General features: G+C 71.9%; 14 protein-coding genes. 8 read left to right on the forward strand and 6 right to left on the reverse strand.

Translation table 11 applies throughout. From position 1 onward, the window contains the following. Positions 1-555 precede the first annotated feature (555 nt). Together Talka_RS10820 and Talka_RS10825 are read left to right on the forward strand one after the other, a co-directional pair. Positions 556-1,203, forward strand: coding sequence for a LysE family translocator (locus tag Talka_RS10820; protein WP_143891340.1), 648 nt, complete (start codon positions 556-558; stop codon positions 1,201-1,203). A gap of 55 nt (positions 1,204-1,258) precedes the next feature. Then, on the forward strand, positions 1,259-1,516 hold the full coding sequence (locus tag Talka_RS10825) for a SixA phosphatase family protein (protein ID WP_185970142.1): 258 nt from the start codon (positions 1,259-1,261) through the stop codon (positions 1,514-1,516). Between the two features lie 309 nt (positions 1,517-1,825). Here the strand turns inward: Talka_RS10825 and Talka_RS10830 are convergent, their stop codons facing one another. Both Talka_RS10830 and Talka_RS10835 read right to left on the reverse strand, forming a co-directional pair. Next, positions 1,826-2,680 (reverse strand): creatininase family protein, encoded by an 855-nt coding sequence (locus Talka_RS10830; protein WP_143891342.1) that lies wholly within the window; start codon positions 2,678-2,680, stop codon positions 1,826-1,828. A 46-nt stretch (positions 2,681-2,726) separates the two neighbouring features. Continuing rightward, entirely contained in the window at positions 2,727-3,983 is a 1,257-nt protein-coding gene (locus Talka_RS10835) for an SAM-dependent methyltransferase (RefSeq protein ID WP_143891343.1), read from the reverse strand. Positions 3,984-4,144: 161 nt separating this feature from the next. Here Talka_RS10835 and Talka_RS10840 point away from each other — a divergent pair, with 161 nt between their 5' ends. The 3 genes from Talka_RS10840 (at position 4,145) to priA (ending at position 9,879) form a co-directional block, all read left to right on the forward strand. Then, positions 4,145-6,349, forward strand: coding sequence for a protein-disulfide reductase DsbD family protein (locus Talka_RS10840; protein WP_143891374.1), 2,205 nt, complete (start codon positions 4,145-4,147; stop codon positions 6,347-6,349). A 34-nt stretch (positions 6,350-6,383) separates the two neighbouring features. Then, positions 6,384-7,499 (forward strand): uroporphyrinogen decarboxylase, encoded by a 1,116-nt coding sequence (hemE, locus tag Talka_RS10845; protein ID WP_143891344.1) that lies wholly within the window; start codon positions 6,384-6,386, stop codon positions 7,497-7,499. Positions 7,500-7,836: 337 nt separating this feature from the next. Next, positions 7,837-9,879 carry a replication restart helicase PriA gene (priA, locus tag Talka_RS10850; protein ID WP_143891375.1) on the forward strand — a complete coding sequence of 681 codons (2,043 nt, stop codon included), beginning with the start codon at positions 7,837-7,839 and terminating at the stop codon, positions 9,877-9,879. 18 nt (positions 9,880-9,897) lie between these two features. On the opposite strand, the gene Talka_RS10855 is transcribed toward priA, so the two are convergent. Next, the gene (locus tag Talka_RS10855; RefSeq protein WP_425472681.1) at positions 9,898-10,860 is read right to left on the reverse strand and encodes an AEC family transporter; all 963 of its coding nucleotides are present in this window, start codon (positions 10,858-10,860) and stop codon (positions 9,898-9,900) included. Positions 10,861-10,957: 97 nt separating this feature from the next. On the opposite strand from Talka_RS10855, the gene Talka_RS10860 reads away from it, so the two are divergent. From Talka_RS10860 to Talka_RS10870, 3 genes are all read left to right on the forward strand, one after another. Then, the gene (locus Talka_RS10860; protein ID WP_143891345.1) at positions 10,958-13,009 is read left to right on the forward strand and encodes an ATP-dependent helicase; all 2,052 of its coding nucleotides are present in this window, start codon (positions 10,958-10,960) and stop codon (positions 13,007-13,009) included. 70 nt (positions 13,010-13,079) lie between these two features. Next, positions 13,080-13,607: a putative pterin-binding protein gene (locus tag Talka_RS10865; protein ID WP_143891346.1), complete on the forward strand. Its 528-nt coding sequence runs from the start codon at positions 13,080-13,082 to the stop codon at positions 13,605-13,607. Further along, positions 13,604-15,529: a response regulator gene (locus Talka_RS10870; protein ID WP_143891347.1), complete on the forward strand. Its 1,926-nt coding sequence runs from the start codon at positions 13,604-13,606 to the stop codon at positions 15,527-15,529. The genes Talka_RS10865 and Talka_RS10870 overlap by 4 nt, the downstream gene beginning before the upstream one ends. Here the strand turns inward: Talka_RS10870 and Talka_RS10875 are convergent. The 3 genes from Talka_RS10875 to fmt are packed head-to-tail and all read right to left on the reverse strand — an operon-like array spanning position 15,480 to position 17,591. Beyond that, a complete protein-coding gene (locus Talka_RS10875) occupies positions 15,480-15,815 on the reverse strand; it encodes an AzlD domain-containing protein (protein ID WP_143891348.1) in 336 nt (111 codons plus the stop codon). The genes Talka_RS10870 and Talka_RS10875 overlap by 50 nt on opposite strands. Continuing rightward, positions 15,812-16,588, reverse strand: coding sequence for an AzlC family ABC transporter permease (locus Talka_RS10880; RefSeq protein WP_143891349.1), 777 nt, complete (start codon positions 16,586-16,588; stop codon positions 15,812-15,814). The genes Talka_RS10875 and Talka_RS10880 overlap by 4 nt, the downstream gene beginning before the upstream one ends. 37 nt (positions 16,589-16,625) lie before the next feature. Continuing rightward, positions 16,626-17,591, reverse strand: a complete 966-nt coding sequence (gene fmt, locus Talka_RS10885) for a methionyl-tRNA formyltransferase (RefSeq protein ID WP_143891377.1) — start codon at positions 17,589-17,591, stop codon at positions 16,626-16,628. Positions 17,592-17,603: the final 12 nt, after the last annotated feature.

Here is a 17,603-nt window from a genome sequence, read left to right on the forward strand (position 1 = left end):
CAAGCCCCCATCCAAGAGAGCCCAAAAGCGCCCAAGACACCCTCCAGCCCGCCGCAGCGCCTGCCCACGCTTATCGGCTGTTACCTTGTTAACGATCCAAACCCAACTCTGCCTCGATCAGCAGAGCTTTGTATTATGACACGCGTTTGACGCCGAGTCAACTCTTCGCTTTGGCTCGACCTGAACGCCGCCACCGGCAGCAACAACTCCCAGGCCGATGCATCGCCGAAAGAGCCCAAAACTATAACACAAAATTAGCCCGATGCGGCCAGCACGTTCATCGCGGCATGACACTGGCGCGGCTTGCGTCTTTCCAATGAAGGAGAGGTCGAGGAACTGCCACGGCGAAGCGGCGGGCGTCCGTGGCACCACCCCAGATCGGCGCGCCAGGTCGCAAGCGCCGACAATAAAGACCATGACCCACACCAGCCGACGCCACGCGTTGGACGGCGGTGAAGGCTTGAGCGCCTGCAACAACATCCAAGAGAGGCATCAACCGAGCCGCGAAGGCGAGCCGATCCCGCTGTGGCGTCAACCCTTGCTGCCGTCCCGACGATGAGCCTCGATGAATGGATTGCCCTCTGGTCGTTGGCCTTGGCGGCGACTTTCACGCCTGGGCCCAACACGACGCTGTCCACAGCGTTGGGAGCCCAAGGCGGTTTGCGTCATGCGCTGCCATTTGTCAGCGCGGTTCCGGTGGGATGGGTGTTGTTGCTGGGGCTGTGCAGCGCCGGCGTCGGCGCAGCGGTGCTGGAGGCGCCCGCGCTGCGCGGCGTGATGGTGTGGGGCGGCGCCGGTTACTTGCTGTGGCTGGCATGGCAGATCGGGCGTTCAGCTTCGCTGCCAGGCTCGACGTCGGACAAGCTGACCATCTCGTTTGGACGGGGGGTGATGCTGCAATTTCTTAACCCCAAGGCTTGGATGTTGGTGCTGGCGATCGTGGCCGGCTGGATTGGAGGCATGCCGCAGGCCGGCGCGCGTTTTGCACAAGCGTTGCCGGTGGTGGTGGGATGCACCTTGGGCAGCAATCTTCTTTACGCATGGGTGGGCAGCCGCTTGCAGCCTTGGTTGGAAGGGCCGATCATTGAAGGGCAACCAAGCGGGCGCCGGCTGCGGCGCTTCAATGCCGTCATGGGGCTTGCGCTGGCCATCTCGGCGCTGTGGATGCTGTTGCGCGCTCAGCCGGCTGCACCGATGGGCTGAGCGACGTCACCGCAGCGACGGGATGGCGCTTGCGCCGCGCTCAGAATCGCTTGGTATGGGCACGCTGTATTGGGTGCGGCATGCGCAGGCCAGCCTGGGCGCAGAGGATTACGACCGCCTAAGTTCACTCGGTCAGCGACAGGCGCAGCGCCTGGGCGAGCATTGGCGTGCGTGGGGTATCAAGCTGACCCAGGTGTGGACAGGCACGTTGCGGCGTCACCGGCAAACGTGGCAGGCGTTGCAGGCGGGCTGGGGGCTTGGGTTGGAACCGTGGCCTTGGCGCGACTTGACGAATACGACAGCGCGGCGCTGATTGAAGCCTTGCGCCCGCCCTGCTTGGCCGACCCACGCACCCCTGAAGGCTACCGCGCCGACTTTTGGCTGCTGCGCGATGCCTTGCGGGGTGGATGGACGGTGTGCTGTCGCCGCGCGGCATGCCCCCTACGATAAGTGGCCACGCAACGTGCTGTCGGTGCTGGACGAAGCGCGCCGTGGCCCCGACGCTGATGTCCTGATCATCAGCAGCGGCGGGCCGATCGCCACCCTGGTCGGCCACCTGCTGGCGGCGCCGGCGGAGACGACGATCGAGCTGAACCTGCGGCTGCGCAGCACCGCGACTGGATCACGTACGCGTAGGCGCAAGCGGGCCGGGCTGCAGCGTGGAGAGCGGCACCTGCACCGCCTCCAGCAACAGCTGCGCCAGCGAGCGCGCGGCGGCAGCCAGCACGCGCTCGCCCCAGGCGGCGTCGGCCGCGGCGGCGTCCCCGGCGGCGCCCAGCGGATTGAGGTCCTGCATCGCCCAGGCGAACTTGGCGCTGCGGCCGTTGCCGAGCAGCGCGTGGTGGCGCGCGCGCGCCTCGGAGCTGGAGGGAAAGGTCTGCAGCGCCGCGCGGCGCACGCGCTGCGGCGCCAGCGCCAGCATGACGGCGGTCTCGAGCCGGCCGGCGTGCACGCCGAAGCGCTGCTCGTGCGGCGGCAAGTCGGCGAGCAGATCGTGGCCATCGGGCTCCACCAACGGCAGCTGCCACCACGGCACGCTCCAGACCAGCAAGCCGTGTTGCGAACGCATCGCGCGCGTGGCCACGTCCAGCAGCCCGACGTGGCCGCCGTGGCCGTTGACGATGACGAACTTGCGCACGCCGGCACGGGCCACGCCGGCGGCCACGTCGCGCAACAGCGCCAGTGCCGTCTCCGGCGTCAGCGTCAGCGTGCCGGGGAAGGCCGCGTGCTCCGGGCTCAGGCCGACCGCCAGCGTCGGCAGCACGAGCAGCGGCGCCTCGGCCGGCAGGTGCGCGGCGGCGCGCGCCAGCAGCGCCTCGACGATGGCGGTGTCCACATCCAGCGGCAGGTGCGGGCCATGCTGCTCGGTGGCGCCCAGCGGCAGCACCGCCACCGTGCGCGCCGGATCGAGCGCGGCGAAGTCAGGCCAGGCGAGGTCGGCCCAGCGGCGCAGGCCGGACGAGGCGGCGGACGTCATGGGCGCATCGTAGCGCAGCCGCGCGCGCCCGCAACCGGCCCGGTGCTCAGCCGCCCGGCGCGGCGTCGTAGATCCAGCGGCGCGACCACGGCAGCTCCTGCGCGCTGCGGCCGGCCGGGCGGCACAGCACCTGGAAGAGCGCGATCTGGTCGTGCTCGAACGCCCAGGCGCAGCCGGCCAGATAGACGCGCCAGATGCGCCAGATGCGCTCCGGCACCATGGCGCGCAGGCGCTCGCGCTTGGCCTCGAAGGTCGCGCTCCAGCACTGCAGCGTGCGCGCGTAGTGGCGGCGCAGGTTCTCGACGTCGAACGGCTCCAAGCCCCCCTCCTGCATGGTGCGCAGCACGGTGGCGATGTGCGGCAGCTCGCCGTGCGGGAAAACATACTTGTCGATGAAGCGCCCGCCGCCGTAGGGCGTCTCGCCGTCGCCGGGGTCGGTGGTGGTGATGCCGTGGTTCATCGCCCAGCCGTCCGGCGCCAGCCGCGCGCGGATGATGCGAAAGTAGTCGGCCAGGTGCTTGAGCCCCACGTGCTCGAACATGCCGACGCTGGTGATGCGGTCGAACGTGCCTTCGACGTCGCGGTAGTCCTGCAGGCGGATCTCGATGCGGTCGCTCAAGCCCGCGGCGGCGACGCGCTCGCGCGCCAGCTCGTATTGCGCCTGCGACAGCGTGATGCCGACGCAGCGCGCGCCGAAGCGCTGCGCCGCGCGCAGCACCAGCGCGCCCCAGCCGCAGCCGATGTCCAGCAGCGTCTGCCCGGGCTGCAGGCGGATCTTGGTCAGGATGTGGTCGATCTTCTTGATTTGCGCGCTGGCCAGGTCCTCGTCGCCGCGCTCGAAGTAGGCGCACGAATACACCATCGCCGGATCGAGCCACTCGGCGTAGAAGGCGTTGGAGACGTCGTAGTGGTACTGGATGGCCTCGCGATCGAGCTTGCGGCTGTGCGTGAAGCCCTTGACCATGCGCTGCAGCAGCGTTGGCTGCGGCGCCCCTGCGCCGTCTTCGGCGGCGCGGCGCACCAGCGTGTGCGCCAGCTCCAGGACGTCGTCGATGTCACCCTCCACATCAAGGCGACCTTCGACATAAGCCTCGCCCAGGCTGTCCAATGTTGGCCTCAGCAGCGCCGGGATCGCCGCCGCGTCACGCACCGTGATGACGACCCGCGGCTGCTCAAACACCCCCAAATCCCAGCAACGCGTCGGAGCGCCGCCGCCGACGCCCCAACACAAGCGCAACGGCCAATCCAAGCGCTGCCGCCAGCGCTGCACCCAGCTTTCGATGGCTTGGTCGATCACAGCCATGCAAACCTCCAACATCCACACGATGCGCAAGGGATTGTTGGGCAGCCGCGCGGCGCTGTGAAGCCCGCCTGCGACGATCGCGACCATAGCCCTACGCTATGACAGACGTTATTGGACAATGTGAGCCTGACTGAACATCTTCCCCGAGGGCGCCCATGTGGATGGTATGCAGACGCTTCTGGCGGCGCGGCGCCGCCCGTTGTCGGGCTTGGCTGCGTTTGAGCTGGTGGATTTGGCTGTGGGGACCGCTGCTGGCCAGCGCGCAAAGCGGGCTGACGCTGCCAGGCCGGGGCCACGCAGAGCCCGCTGACCGCGCCCGCACCGACTACGCGCAAGTGCAGCTGCTGGCGCACGCGCCGCAGGGCGTGGCGGCCGGGCGGCCGCTGTGGCTGGGGCTGCGCATCGAGCACGCCCCGGAGTGGCACACCTACTGGCACAACCCGGGCGACTCGGGCCTGCCGATCGAGCTGAACTGGACGCTGCCCGACGGCGTGCAGGCCGGCGCGATCCAGTGGCCGACGCCGCGCAAGTTTCCGCTGGGTGACTTGGCCAACTACGGCTACGACGGCACGGTGCTGCTGCCGGTGCCGGTAACCCTGCCGCCGAGCTGGCAAGGGGCCAGCCTGCCGGTGCAGCTGCATGCCACCTGGCTGATTTGCCGACGCGAATGCGTGCCGGAGGAGGCCACGCTGCGGCTGGAGCTGCCCGCGGGCGGGCCGATCGTGCAGCACGCCGCCGAGTTCGAGGCCGCCTGGGCTGCTGCGCCGCGCGCGCTGCCGCAGGCGCGCGCCGAGCTGCGCGTGGACGAGGCCGGCCTGCATGTGCGCGCCAGCGGCCTGCCGGCGGACTGGCGCGGGCAGGCGCTGGAGTTCTTTCCGGAAACGGCCAACCTGATCGCCCCCGGCGCGCCGTGGACGCAGGGCTGGGACGGCGACGCCTGGCGCGCGACGCTGCCGTTCAATCCCTACCGCAGCGAGACGGCAGCGCGGCTGGCCTTCGTGCTGGCGCGCGCCGAGGCCGGCCACGGCCCGGCGGCCGCCGGCGTGCGGCTGGAGGCCGACGTGCAGGGCGCCTGGCCGGCGGTGGCGCTGCCGGACGCGCCGGCGGCAGCCGCCGAGACCCCAGTGGCGCCGACCGGCGGCACCGGGCCGACGACGCTGGGCCTGACGCTGGCGCTGCTCGGGGCGCTGGCAGGCGGCATGATCCTGAACCTGATGCCGTGCGTGTTCCCGGTGCTGGCGATCAAGGTGATGGCGTTCCAGGCGCACGGGGCGGATGCGCGCGCGCACCGACTCGGAGGGCTGGCCTACACGGCGGGGGTGGTGCTGTCGTTCCTGGCGCTGGGCGGGCTGCTGCTGGCGCTGCGCAGCGCCGGCGAGGCGGTGGGCTGGGGCTTTCAGCTGCAAAACCCGTGGGTGGTGGCGGGACTGACGGTGCTGTTCACCTTCATCGCGCTGAACTTGGCGGGCTTGTTCGAACTCAAGGCCCTGGTTCCGTCGAGGCTGGCTAGCTTGCAGCTGCGCAACCCGGTGGCCAATGACTTTTTGACAGGCGTGCTGGCCACCGCCGTGGCCTCGCCGTGCACGGCTCCATTCATGGGCGCCTCGTTAGGGCTGGCCGTGACGCTGCCCGCACCCGCGGCGCTGGCGGTGTTTGCCGCGCTTGGCCTGGGCATGGCGCTGCCCTACTTGGCGCTGAGCGCCTGGCCCGGCCTGGCGCAAAGGCTGCCGCGCCCCGGGCCGTGGATGGAGACGTTCCGCCAGGCGATGGCGTTCCCAATGCTGGCGGCGGCCATCTGGCTGCTATGGGTGCTCGGCCAACAAACCGGTATCCACGGTGCAGCCGGGCTGCTGCTGTGGCTGCTGGCGCTGGCTTGGGTGCTGTGGGCGCTGGGGCGACGCGCGTGGGTCTTGAGCGCGTTGGGGGTGCTGGCGCTGCTGGCGCTGACCTGGACGGTCGGCCCAGCGGTGGGGCGCGAAGCGGACGGCGCCACCCCCACTGCGCAGCACCGATCCGCCGACGACGCATGGGAGCCTTGGTCGGCGACACGCCAGGCCGAGCTGCTGGCCGCCGGGCGGCCGGTGTTCGTCGATTTCACCGCCGCCTGGTGCGTGACCTGCCAGGTCAACAAGGCCGCGGTGCTGCGCGACGCGGCGGTGCTGCGCGACGCCGAGGAGGCCGGCATCGCGCTGCTGCGCGCCGACTGGACGCGGCGCGACCCGGCCATCACGCAGGAGCTGGCCAAGCTCGGGCGCAGCGGCGTGCCGGTGTACGTGCTGCACGTGCCGGGCCGCTCGCCCCAGGTGCTGACCGAGGTGCTCAGCGTGGCCGAGGTGCGCGCCGCGTTCCAGGCCGTGCGGCGATAATGCGCCGCGATCCGCACCACCCGAGCGAACCTCCATGTCCTTTGCGACGCTGACCAACGACACTTTTCTGCGCGCCTGCCTCGGCCAAGCGACCGACTACACCCCGATCTGGCTGATGCGACAGGCTGGCCGCTATCTGCCTGAATACGGCGCAACGCGTGCGCGCGCCGGCAGCTTCATGGGGCTGGCCAGCAACCCCGACTTCGCCACCGAGGTGACGCTGCAGCCGCTCGAGCGCTACGCGCTGGATGCGGCGATCCTGTTTTCGGACATCCTGACCGTACCGGACGCGATGGGCCTGGGGCTGCGCTTCGAGGCCGGCGAGGGTCCGAAGTTCGAGCGCACCGTGCGCAGCGAGGCCGACGTGGCGGCGCTGGCGGTGCCGGACATGGAGCGGCTGCGCTACGTGTTCGATGCGGTGACGTCGATCCGCCGGGCGCTGGCGGGCCGTGTGCCGCTGATCGGCTTTTCCGGCAGCCCGTGGACGCTGGCCTGCTACATGGTGGAGGGCGGCGGCTCAGACGACTACCGCCACGTCAAGAGCCTGATGTACCGTCGCCCGGACTTGATGCACCGGCTGCTGGCGGTCAACGCCGATGCGGTGGCGGCGTATCTGACCGAGCAGATCCGCGCCGGTGCGCAGGCGGTGATGGTGTTCGACAGCTGGGGCGGGGTGCTGGCCGACGGCATGTTCCAGCGCTTCAGCCTGGCCTACACGCAGCGCGTGCTGGCGCAGCTGCCGCGCACGCACGACGGCGCCACCATCCCGCGCATCGTCTTCACCAAGGGCGGCGCGCCGTGGCTGGCCGAGATGGCGGCGCTGGACTGCGACGTACTGGGCGTGGACTGGACGGTGCACCTGGGCCGCGCGCGCGCGCTGGTGGGCGGGCTGCCGGGCGGGCCGGGCAAGGCGCTGCAGGGCAACCTGGACCCGGCGGTGCTGCTGGCCAGCCCCGAGGCGGTGGCCGAGCAGGCGGTGGCGGTGCTGGAGGCGTTCGGCGCCCCGCACACCGACCCGACCCGCCGCGGGCCGACGCACATCTTCAACCTCGGCCACGGCATCAGCCAGCACACGCCGCCGGAGCACGTGCAGGCGCTGGTGGAGACGGTGCATGCGCACTCGCGGCGCATGCGCCAGCGCGGTGCGTGACGAACAGCCACGGTGCGTCGTCGCCGGCGCGTTGTGCACAGCGATGCACCACCCGGGCGCATCGTCATCCCGCCGCCCTGCAGCAGGACAAACCTCCCGGACATCGATACAAATGTTTGATCTACAAGGATTCTAGCGATCGCCGTCTTTTTTGGCAGTCTGATGCAGCCCTTGCGCAGCAAGGGTTTGCACGCGCGATCCGCAGCCGCTCCACAAAGTTATCCACAAGTTCGCGGGACAACCCGCCGGCTTCCTGACCGTGCCCGAGGCCCCCTCCGCTCTGCCCCCCGAGCCGCCCGCCGCCGGTGACGGCGTGGCGCTGACGGTGGTCGTGCCGATGCCGGCACACGGGGGGTTGGACGCGCGCCTCAGCTACCGCCACCCGCACGCGCTGCCGGCCGGCACGCTGGTGCGCGTGCCGCTGGGCCGGCGCACGGTGCTCGGCGTGGTGTGGCCCGAGGCGCCGGACGGCGCGGCGCCGGCGCGGGAAGCGCTGCGCCCGGTGCAGGAAGTGCTGAGCGCGCTGCCGCCGCTGCCGGACGAGTGGTGCGCGCTGGTGGCGTTTGCCGCGCGCTACTACCAGCGCAGCGTCGGCGAGGTGGCGCTGGCGGCGCTGCCGCCGGCGCTGCGCGCGCTGGACGCCGCGGGGCTGCAGCGGCGGCTGGCGCGCCTGCCCGGCGCGGGCGTCGCCGCCCCGGCGGCGCCCGCTCCGCCGCTGACGCCCGACCAGCAGGCCGCGGTGCAGGCCATCGCCGCGGCCGACCGGCCAGTGCTGCTGTTCGGCGCCACCGGCAGCGGCAAGACCGAGGTCTACCTGCAGGCCGCCGCGCAGGTGCTGCAGCGCGACGCGCAGGCGCAGGTGCTGATGCTGGTACCGGAGATCAACCTGACGCCGCAGCTGGAGGCGCGCGTGCGCGCGCGCTTCGGCGCCGCGGTGGTGACGCTGCACTCCGGCCTGACGCCCGCGCAGCGGCTGCGCCACTGGCTGGCGGCGCACCTCGGCCAGGCGCGCGTGGTGCTGGGCACGCGCACCGCGGTGTGGGCCAGCCTGCCGCGGCTGCGGCTGATCGTCGTCGATGAGGAGCACGACCCGAGCTACAAGAGCCAGGAAGGGGCGCGCCACTCGGCGCGCGACCTGGCGGTGGTGCGCGCGCACCGGCTGGCGGCGCACGGCTGCCGCGTGGTGCTCGGCTCGGCCACACCGTCGCTGGAGAGCTGGCATGCCGCGCAGCAGGGGCGCTACCGGCTCGTGGAGCTGCCCGACCGTATCGGCGGGGCGGCGCGGCCCGTGCTGCGGCTGCTGGATCTGCGACAGCAGCCGCGCGGGGCGCTGCTGGCGCCGGCGCTGCTGGAGGCGATCCAGGCGCGCGTGGCGCGCGGCGAGCAGGCGCTGCTGCTGCTCAACCGCCGCGGCTACGCGCCGGTGCTGGCCTGCGCCGACTGCGGCTGGACGAGCGGCTGCCCGCACTGCAGCGCGCACCTTGTCTTCCACAAGGCCGAGCGCGCGCTGCGCTGCCACCACTGCGGCCACGCGGCGCCGGTGCCGCGCGCCTGCCCGGAGTGCGGCAACGTCGATCTGGTGCCGCTCGGGCGCGGCACGCAGCGGCTGGAGGAGCACCTGGAGCAGGCGTTGGCGGACCTGCGCCGCCCCGACGGCACGCCGGTGCGCATCGGGCGGCTCGACGCCGACACCGCGCGCACCCCGCAGGCCCTGCAGCAGCGGCTGGCCGAGGTGCACCGCGGGGACGTGGACGTGCTGGTCGGCACCCAGATGGTGGCCAAGGGGCACGACTTTCGCCGCATCACGCTGGTGGCGGCGGTCAACCCGGACGGCGCGCTGTTCGCCAGTGACTGGCGCGCGCCGGAGCGGCTGTTCGCGCTGCTGCTGCAGGCCGGCGGCCGCGCCGGGCGCGACGCGGCGTTCATGGCGGCGCAGGGCAGCCGCGCCGAGCTGTGGGTGCAGACCGCCTACCCGCAGCACCCGCTGTTCGCGGCGCTGGCGCGGCACGACTACCCGGGCTTTGCCGCGCAGCAACTGGAGGAACGGCGCGCCGCCGGCATGCCGCCGTTTGCGCACCAGGCGCTGCTGCGCGCCGAGGCGCGCACGCTGGAGGCGGCGCTGGCCTGGCTGCGGCTGGCCGCGGCGCAGGCGGACGGCCTGCCGGGCCGCGCCCACGTGACGCTTTACGCGCCGGTGCCGATGACGATGGTGCGGCTGGCCGGCGTGGAGCGCGCGCAGCTGCTGCTGGAGTCGGCGCGCCGCCCGGCGCTGCAGGCCCTGCTGGCGGCCTGGACGCCGCGGCTGCACGCGCTGCGCGGCGCGTCCGCCGCGCGCGGCCTGCTGCGTTGGGCGATCGACGTCGATCCGCTCGGCTACTGACGGCGCGGCTGCCGCGCCTCAGCCCGGCCGCACCCATGCGACGACGGCCGCGAACGTCACGAACGCCAGCGCCGTCGAGATCAGGATGATGCGGGCGATGCGGCCGTTGTCGGCGCCCATGCGCTCGGCCAGCAGCGACACGTTGCTGGCACTGGGCAGCGCGGCGGCCACCACCAGCGCCGTCAGCGTCGGCGCCGTCAACGGCGCGCCGAGCTGCGCCAACGCCGCGCCCAGCAGCAGCACCAGCAGCGGGTGCAGCAGCAGCTTGGCCAGCGCCAGCGGCACGTCATCGCGCCACCGCGTGGGGTGGTCGGCCTGCAGCTGCGAGCGCGCCAGCACCGCGCCGATGGTGAACAGCGCCACCGGGCTGGCGGCATCGGCCAGCAGCGCCACCGTCTTGTCCAGCGGCGCCGGCAGCGCAAAGCTCCAGGCCGAGGCCAGCGCCCCGGCGCCGATCGCCCACGGCATCGGGTTGCGCAGCACGCCCGCGAGCGCCTGCTTCAGCGCCGCGCGCGCGCCGCCCTCGCCGGCGTCCAGCCGCGACAGCGCCAGGCACAGCGAGGTCGTCACCACCATGTCCACCACGATGACGACGATGACCGTGCCGACCGCCTGCGGCCCTAGCAGCGCCGCGATCAGCGGCACGCCCATGAAACCGGTGTTCGGAAACGCCGTCACCAGCGCGCCGAACGCCGCGTCGTTCCAGCCGATGCGCCCGCTGCGCGTGGCGGCCATCGTCAGCGCCACCAGCAGCAGCCCGGCCAGCAGCCAGGTGCCGGCCACGGCGGCGTCCAGCAGCTGGGCGATCGGCGTGGAGGCGCTAAAACGATACAGCATCGCCGGCAGCGCGAAGAACAGCACGAAGCCATTGAGGCCGGGGATCGCCGCCAGCGGCAGCCAACCGCGCCGCGTCGCCACGTAGCCGGCGGCCACCAAGGCGAAAAACGGCAGCGTCACGAGGAGAATGGCGCCCAGCTCCATGGGACGGCATCGTAGCCGGCCCAACGAGCGGATGCGGTCGCGCCTCCGTCGATGGCGCCCCGGTAAGATCGCGGCCCGTCTAGGGAGCTCTCCACTCATGCACGACACGCTCAACCCCGCCCAGCTGGAGGCCGTGCACCATCTGCACGGCCCCTCGCTCGTGCTGGCCGGCGCCGGCTCGGGCAAGACGCGCGTCATCACGCACAAGATCGCGCGGCTGATCCAGGCGGGGTTGGCGCCGGAGCGCATCGCCGCCATCACCTTCACCAACAAGGCCGCCGCCGAGATGCGCGAGCGCGCGCGCACGCTGGTCGGCAAGGCCGCGCAGGGCGTGCTGCTGTGCACCTTCCACGCGCTGGGCGTGCGCATCCTGCGCGAGGACGGCGCGTCGCTGGGCTTGAAGCCGCAGTTCTCGATCCTGGACACCGACGACATCGTCGGCCTGCTGAAGGACTGCGGCGGCACCACCGACGCCACCACCGCGCGCCACTGGCAATGGCGCATCAGCCAGTGGAAGGGGGCGGGGCTGACGCCCGAGCAGGCGCTGGCGCAGGCGCGCGACGAGGCGGAAGCCCAGATCGCGCGGGTGATGGCGCGCTACCACGAGCGGCTGGCGGCCTACCAGGCGGTCGATTTCGACGACCTGATCCTGCTGCCGCTCAAGCTCCTGCGCGAGCACGCCGACGTGCGCCAGCGCTGGCAGCAGCGCCTGGGCCACGTGCTGGTGGACGAGTACCAGGACACCAGCGCCGTGCAATACGAGCTGCTGAAGCTGCTGGTGGGCCACGGGCAGCGCCCTGACCCGCGCCTGACCTGCGTCGGCGACGACGACCAGTCGATCTACGGCTGGCGTGGCGCGACGCTGGACAACTTGAAGCGCCTGCCGCAGGACTTTCCGACGCTCAAGATCATCAAGCTGGAGCAGAACTACCGCTCCACCAACGCCATCCTGCGCGCCGCCAACGCCGTCATCGGGCCGAACCCCAAGCTGTTCCCGAAGACGCTGTGGAGCGCGCTGGGCGAGGGCGAGCCGGTGCGCGTGCTGGCCTGCGACCACGAGGAGCACGAGGCCGAGCGCGCCGTGGCGCGCATCCAGGCGCTGCGCGCGCAGGGCGCGGCGTGGCGCGACTGCGCCATCCTCTACCGCGCCAACCACCAGTCGCGCGCCTTCGAGGTGGCGCTGCGCAAGGCGCAGATCCCCTACCGCGTCTCCGGCGGCACGAGCTTCTTCGACCGCGCCGAGATCAAGGACCTGTGCGCCTGGCTGCGGCTGCTGGCCAACGAGGACGACGACCCGGCCTTCCTGCGCGCGGTGACGACGCCGCGGCGCGGCATCGGCCACCAGACCCTGGCGCAGCTCGGGCAGGTGGCCGCGGGGCTCAAGCTCAGCCTGTTCGAGACGCTGTTTGCGCCGACGCTGCAGGCCACGCTGGCGCCCAAGGCGCTGGCCGCGCTGCACGAGTTCGGCCGCTTCGTCCACGACCTGCAAGACCGCGCGCGCCATGCAGTGGGGCACGAGGCGGCGCGCGCGGTGCTGATGGCGTGGCTGGCCGACATCGGCTACGAGCGCCACCTGCACGACCACGCCGACAGCCCCCAGCAGGCCACGCAGCGCTGGGCCAACGTGCTGGACTTCGTGGACTGGATGGTGCAGCGCTGCGGCGGCCAGCTCGACGACACCGGCGGCGTGGCGCTGGAGCGCACGCCGCGCCCGCTGCTGGAGGTGGCGCAGACGGTGGCGCTGATCAGCACGCTGGCCGAGCGCGAGCAGGATCAGGACGCGGTGACGCTCTCGACCCTGCACGCGGCCAAGGGGCTGGAGTGGCCGCACGTGATGCTGGTCGGCGTCAACGAGGGGCTGCTGCCGTTCAAGCCCGACGCCGACGGCGACGCGGCGCAGCTGGCCGCGCGCATCGAGGAGGAGCGGCGGCTGATGTACGTCGGCATCACGCGCGCGCAGCGCACGCTAGTGGTCAGCTGGCTCAAGGCCCGCCGCCAGGGGCGCGAGCGCGTGGCCGCGCAGCCCAGCCGCTTCATCGCCGAGATGCAGCTGGACGCCGCCCCGGCGCAGGACGACCCGCGCGCACGCCTGCGCGCGCTGCGCGAGGAGTTCGCCGCCCGCGCGGCGGCGCGCGATCGCCTGGCCTGAAAACACCCGTCCTGGAGCCGAAACGCGGTCGCTATCATCGCCCCGTGTTAGAAGAGGAGCCTCTTGCAGCATGGCGACCTTGGCCCACCCCCGTCGATGGTCGCGCCGCAGCCTGTTGGGCTGGCTCGCGGCCAGCGCCTTGCTGACGGCACGCGCCTCCACGCTGCCCGCGCCCACGGGCCCTGTGGTGTTGACGATTCGCGGTCGCATCGAGCGACGCAACCAAGGCTCCCATGCGGCGTTGGATCTGGCCATGCTGGAGGCGCTGCCGCAGCACCATCTGCTGACCCGCACGCCGTGGGACAGCGAACCGGTCACCTTCAGCGGCCCGCGCCTGCGCGACGTGCTGGATGCCGTGGGCGCGCACGGACAACGCTTGCGCGCCGTGGCGCTGGACGATTACCGCGTCATCATCCCGCTGGAGGACGCGCAGCGCTACGACGTGATCGTGGCCACGCGCAAAAACGGGGCCCGAATGAGCGTGCGCCAAAAAGGGCCGCTGTTCATCGTCTATCCATTCGATCACGCGCCCCAGCTGCGCGATCGGCGCTATTACGAGCGCTCGATCTGGCAGCTCAAAGCGCTGGAAGTGGAATGACGCCCCCCGCCTGCCCGCCCGCGCCGCCGCCGGCGCGCAGCAACCGGCGCTTTTGGCTATGGCTGGCCCTGACCACCGCGCTGCTGGCCGCCGGCATGGCGGTGCTGTTGGCGGTGTTCCTGCGCCAAGCGCAAACCGCGGAAGACTCAGTGCAGCTGCAGGCCGACTCGCTAACCGCGTTGGCCTTCTACCACGAACGTGAATTTTTGCGCTTGCGGGAAGAAGTGGCCTTGGCGCTGCAAACGCCCACTCCCGATTGGGAGGGCTTGCATCTGCGCCTGGAAATCTGGGCCAGCCGGGTGGCGCTGCTGCGCGCCAACCCCTCGACGCAGCCGCTGCACCGCGACGCTGACGGAGCGCGCCTACTGCCGCAGCTGGAACAGCTCATGCAGGCGCTGGATACCGCCGTGGCGCAACAGCGCGTGGACGCGTTGCGCCAGATCCTGCCCGCCATGCAGGCCCTGGGGCCGGACGTGCAGGCCTTGACCGCCCTGGCCGATGCGCGAGCGGGCGAGCAAGTGCGCGCCAAGCTGCATGAGGTGCGCACCTTGCGGCGCTGGGTGGTGGCGCTGATGGCCGCGCAGGTGGTGGTGCTGCTGACCGCCGCGATCGCGCTGGCATGGCACCAACAGCGCCAGCTGCTGCACCGCCAACAGCTCGACGCCCTAAACGACGCCTTGCGTCAAGCGCGTGACGCCGCGGAGGCGGCCAGCCGCGCCAAGAGCCGTTTTTTGGCCAACATGAGCCATGAGCTGCGCACCCCGTTCAACGGCCTGCTGGGCATGCTGACCATGCTGGAAGCCAGCCCGCTCAGCCCCGAGCAGCACGACCAAATCCGCACCGCGCGCGCCTCCGCGGAACATCTGTTGCAGCTGCTCAACGACATTTTGGATCTTTCGGCGCTGGATGCCGGTCAAATGCGACTGCGTCTGCAGCCGGTGGATGTGCCCGCGCTGGTGCTTGATGTGCAGCGCTGGGTGCAACCGCAAGCGCGGGCCAAGGGACTGACGCTGCAACTGGCGATCGATGTTGCCGAAACGCCCCGGGTGCTGGCCGATCCCACGCGCATTCGGCAAATTTTGCTTAATTTGCTGGGCAACGCCATCAAATTCACCGACCGGGGCAGCATCGAACTCAAGCTGCAAGCGGAGCCGATCGCACCCGAGCGGCTGCGCTGGCGCGCCACGGTGCGCGACAGCGGCATTGGCATCGACCCCGCCATGCAGTCGCGGCTGTTTCAACGCTTCCAGCAGGCTGACCCGGGCTCGACCCGCCGCTACAGCGGCAGCGGCCTGGGGCTGGACATCGCCCGCTCGCTGGCGCGTCTGATGGGCGGCGACGTGGTGCTGCGGCACAGCGCGCCAGGGCAGGGGTCGACCTTTGAGGCCACGTGGGTCACCGACCTCGCCGCGCCACCCGTCAATGGATGGGCCGCAGACGCGCCGCCCCAACAGGCCAGTGAGGCCACCGCGCCGCCGACGCCGTGCGAAGATCCGCCTTGCGCCCACGTGCTGGTGGCCGAAGATCACCCTGTCAACCGCAAAGTGGTCGGGCTGATGCTGCAGCGGCTTGGGCACCGCGTGACTTTCGCCGCCGACGGCGCGCAAGCGCTGGACTTGGCTGCCGAGCAGGACTTTGACCTGATCCTGATGGACGTGCACATGCCGGTGCTGGACGGCCTGGAAGCGACGCGACGCATCCGCGCCCTGCCTGGCCCACGCGGGCAAGTGCCGATTGTGGCGTTGACCGCCGATGTGCTCGATGCCGCCCAAACGCAAGCGCGCGCCGCAGGCATGAACGATTTTTTGGGCAAACCCGTGCAGCCCGATCAGCTGCAAGCCACCGTGCGCCGATGGCAGCCGCGCCAAGCGGCTACCAGCCCAGCCCCAAATGCAGCGGCAGATACACCGCCATCCCCGTGACGATGGTGCCCAGCACCCCGCCGCGCCAGAAGAACCAGCCGGCGCCGGCCAGCGCCGCGTAAAGCCGCGCATCCTGCCAAGTGGCGATCAACGCGCCGTCGCGCATCACGATCTCCGGGCCCACCACCGCCGCCAGCGCCGCAATCGGCGCATACTGCAAGCCGCGCTCGGCCCAGTGCGGCAGCCGCCAAGGGCGCTCCGATAAAAAGAAAAAGCCGCGCGTGACCACCGTCACCGCCGCCAGCGCCACAAACGTCAGCAGCCGCCAGGGATCGAGCTCGCTCATCGGGATGCTCCGTGCGGCGGCAGCGACGCGCCGCGCAGCCAACGCGGTCCGTGCGCCTCGGCGATCAGGCAGACCAGCACCGCCGCGGCGATCGCCACGATGATGTGCAGCTTCAGCGGCAGCGCCCAGGCTGCCACCGCTGCGCTGGCCGACACCGCCGCCGACAGCGCGCGCAGCCGCGAGGTGGCCAGCGAACACGCCACGCCCAGCAACGCCAACGTCCCAGCAAAACCGAGCCCCCAAGACACGGGGATGGCGTGGGCCAGCGCCACCCCCAGCAGGCTGGAGGCGTTCCAGACCACGTAGTTCAGGCCGCAACTGCCGGCCAGATACGCCTCTTGCTCGGTGCGCTCAGCCGGGGTTGCGCCGGGGCGCGTGTAGCGCTTGGCAAAGAACACATAGGTCAGGTCGCCGGTAAGGTAGCCCACCCACAGCCGCTGTCCCCGCGGCAAATGCGCCAGATAAGGCCGCAGGTGCGCCGAAAACACCACAAAGCGCAAGTTGACGCAAAACGCCGCGGCCAGCACCACCCCCAGCGGCGCGCCCGCCACCATCAGCGGCACCGCCGTCAGCTGCGCGCTGCCGGCATACACCAGCAGCGTCATCAGCGTGGCTTCCAGCGGCGTCAAACCCCCCTGCACCATCGCCACGCCGGTCATCAAACCCCAAGCGGCGATGCCGGTGGCCGCGCCGGCCAGCTCCCGCACGCCCAGCGCGAACGCGGGATGGCGCCGCAGCCGAGCCGAAAAGACAAACGATGACCCCAATGTCATAAACCGCGGGCTTCAAGGAAAGCGGCCAGTTGCGGCGTCAGGCTGGCGCCGCCAGCGATTGCCCCACGCGCAGCGGCACGCCGCGCAGGAAGGCGTCCACCGGCAGACGCCGCCCCCCGGCGCGCTGCAGCTCGGTCAGCACCAGCACCCCGTCGCCGGTGGCCACGCGCACGCCGTCGTCCGCGGCGGCCAGCACGGTGCCGGGCGCGGCGGCCAGCGCCGACGCCGGCTGCGCGTGCGCGCCCCAGACCTTCAGCGGCGCGCCGTCCAGCCACGCCCACGCCCCCGGCGCCGGGTCGAACGCGCGCACGCGCCGCGCCAGCACCGCGGCCGGCTGGGTAAAGTCCAGCCGCGCTTCGGCCTTGTCGATCTTGGCGGCGTAGGTGACGCCGTCGGCCGGCTGCGGGCGCGCCGGCAGCGGCCCGTGCTCGGCCTGCGCCAGCGCCTGCACGATCAGGCGCGCGCCCAGCGCCGCCAGCCGGTCGTGCAGCGTGCCGGCGCTGTCCAACGGCCCGATCGGCACCGCCTCGGCCCGCACGATCGGGCCGGTGTCCAGCCCCTCATCCATCTGCATGAGGGTGATGCCGGTCTCGGCGTCCCCGGCCTCGATGGCACGCTGGATCGGCGCGGCGCCGCGCCAGCGCGGCAGCAGCGAGGCGTGGATGTTGAGGCAGCCCAGCCGCGGCAGCGCCAGCACCCACGGCGGCAGGATCAGCCCGTAGGCGGCCACCACCAGCACGTCTGGACGGGCGGCCTGCAGCGCCGCCTGCGCCGCCGCGGCGTCCTCGGGATAGCGCCCGTCCAGCCGCAGCCCGCGCGGCTGCGCCAGCGCCCAGCCGTGCGCCTGCGCCAGCTGCTTGACCGGCGACGGCTGCGGCTTCAACCCCCGCCCCGCCGGTCGATCGGGCTGCGTCAGCACCAGCACCGGGGCCCAGCCGGCCTCGGCGATCGCCTGCAGCGCGGTGGCGGCGAACGCCGGCGTGCCGGCGAAGGCCACGCGCAAGGTGCGCGGCGT

It is taken from the genome of Tepidimonas alkaliphilus (genome assembly GCF_007556595.1).
GTDB lineage: Bacteria > Pseudomonadota > Gammaproteobacteria > Burkholderiales > Burkholderiaceae_C > Tepidimonas > Tepidimonas alkaliphila.

Coding starts and splice junctions, on each gene's coding strand:
- Talka_RS10820 (WP_143891340.1), top strand. CDS start 556: ATGAGCCTCGATGAATGGATTGCCCTCTGGTCGTTGGCCTTGGCGGCG.
- Talka_RS10825 (WP_185970142.1), top strand. CDS start 1,259: ATGGGCACGCTGTATTGGGTGCGGCATGCGCAGGCCAGCCTGGGCGCA.
- Talka_RS10830 (WP_143891342.1), bottom strand. CDS start 2,680: ATGACGTCCGCCGCCTCGTCCGGCCTGCGCCGCTGGGCCGACCTCGCC.
- Talka_RS10835 (WP_143891343.1), bottom strand. CDS start 3,983: ATGGCTGTGATCGACCAAGCCATCGAAAGCTGGGTGCAGCGCTGGCGG.
- Talka_RS10840 (WP_143891374.1), top strand. CDS start 4,145: ATGGTATGCAGACGCTTCTGGCGGCGCGGCGCCGCCCGTTGTCGGGCT.
- hemE (WP_143891344.1), top strand. CDS start 6,384: ATGTCCTTTGCGACGCTGACCAACGACACTTTTCTGCGCGCCTGCCTC.
- priA (WP_143891375.1), top strand. CDS start 7,837: ATGCCGGCACACGGGGGGTTGGACGCGCGCCTCAGCTACCGCCACCCG.
- Talka_RS10855 (WP_425472681.1), bottom strand. CDS start 10,860: ATGGAGCTGGGCGCCATTCTCCTCGTGACGCTGCCGTTTTTCGCCTTG.
- Talka_RS10860 (WP_143891345.1), top strand. CDS start 10,958: ATGCACGACACGCTCAACCCCGCCCAGCTGGAGGCCGTGCACCATCTG.
- Talka_RS10865 (WP_143891346.1), top strand. CDS start 13,080: ATGGCGACCTTGGCCCACCCCCGTCGATGGTCGCGCCGCAGCCTGTTG.
- Talka_RS10870 (WP_143891347.1), top strand. CDS start 13,604: ATGACGCCCCCCGCCTGCCCGCCCGCGCCGCCGCCGGCGCGCAGCAAC.
- Talka_RS10875 (WP_143891348.1), bottom strand. CDS start 15,815: ATGAGCGAGCTCGATCCCTGGCGGCTGCTGACGTTTGTGGCGCTGGCG.
- Talka_RS10880 (WP_143891349.1), bottom strand. CDS start 16,588: ATGACATTGGGGTCATCGTTTGTCTTTTCGGCTCGGCTGCGGCGCCAT.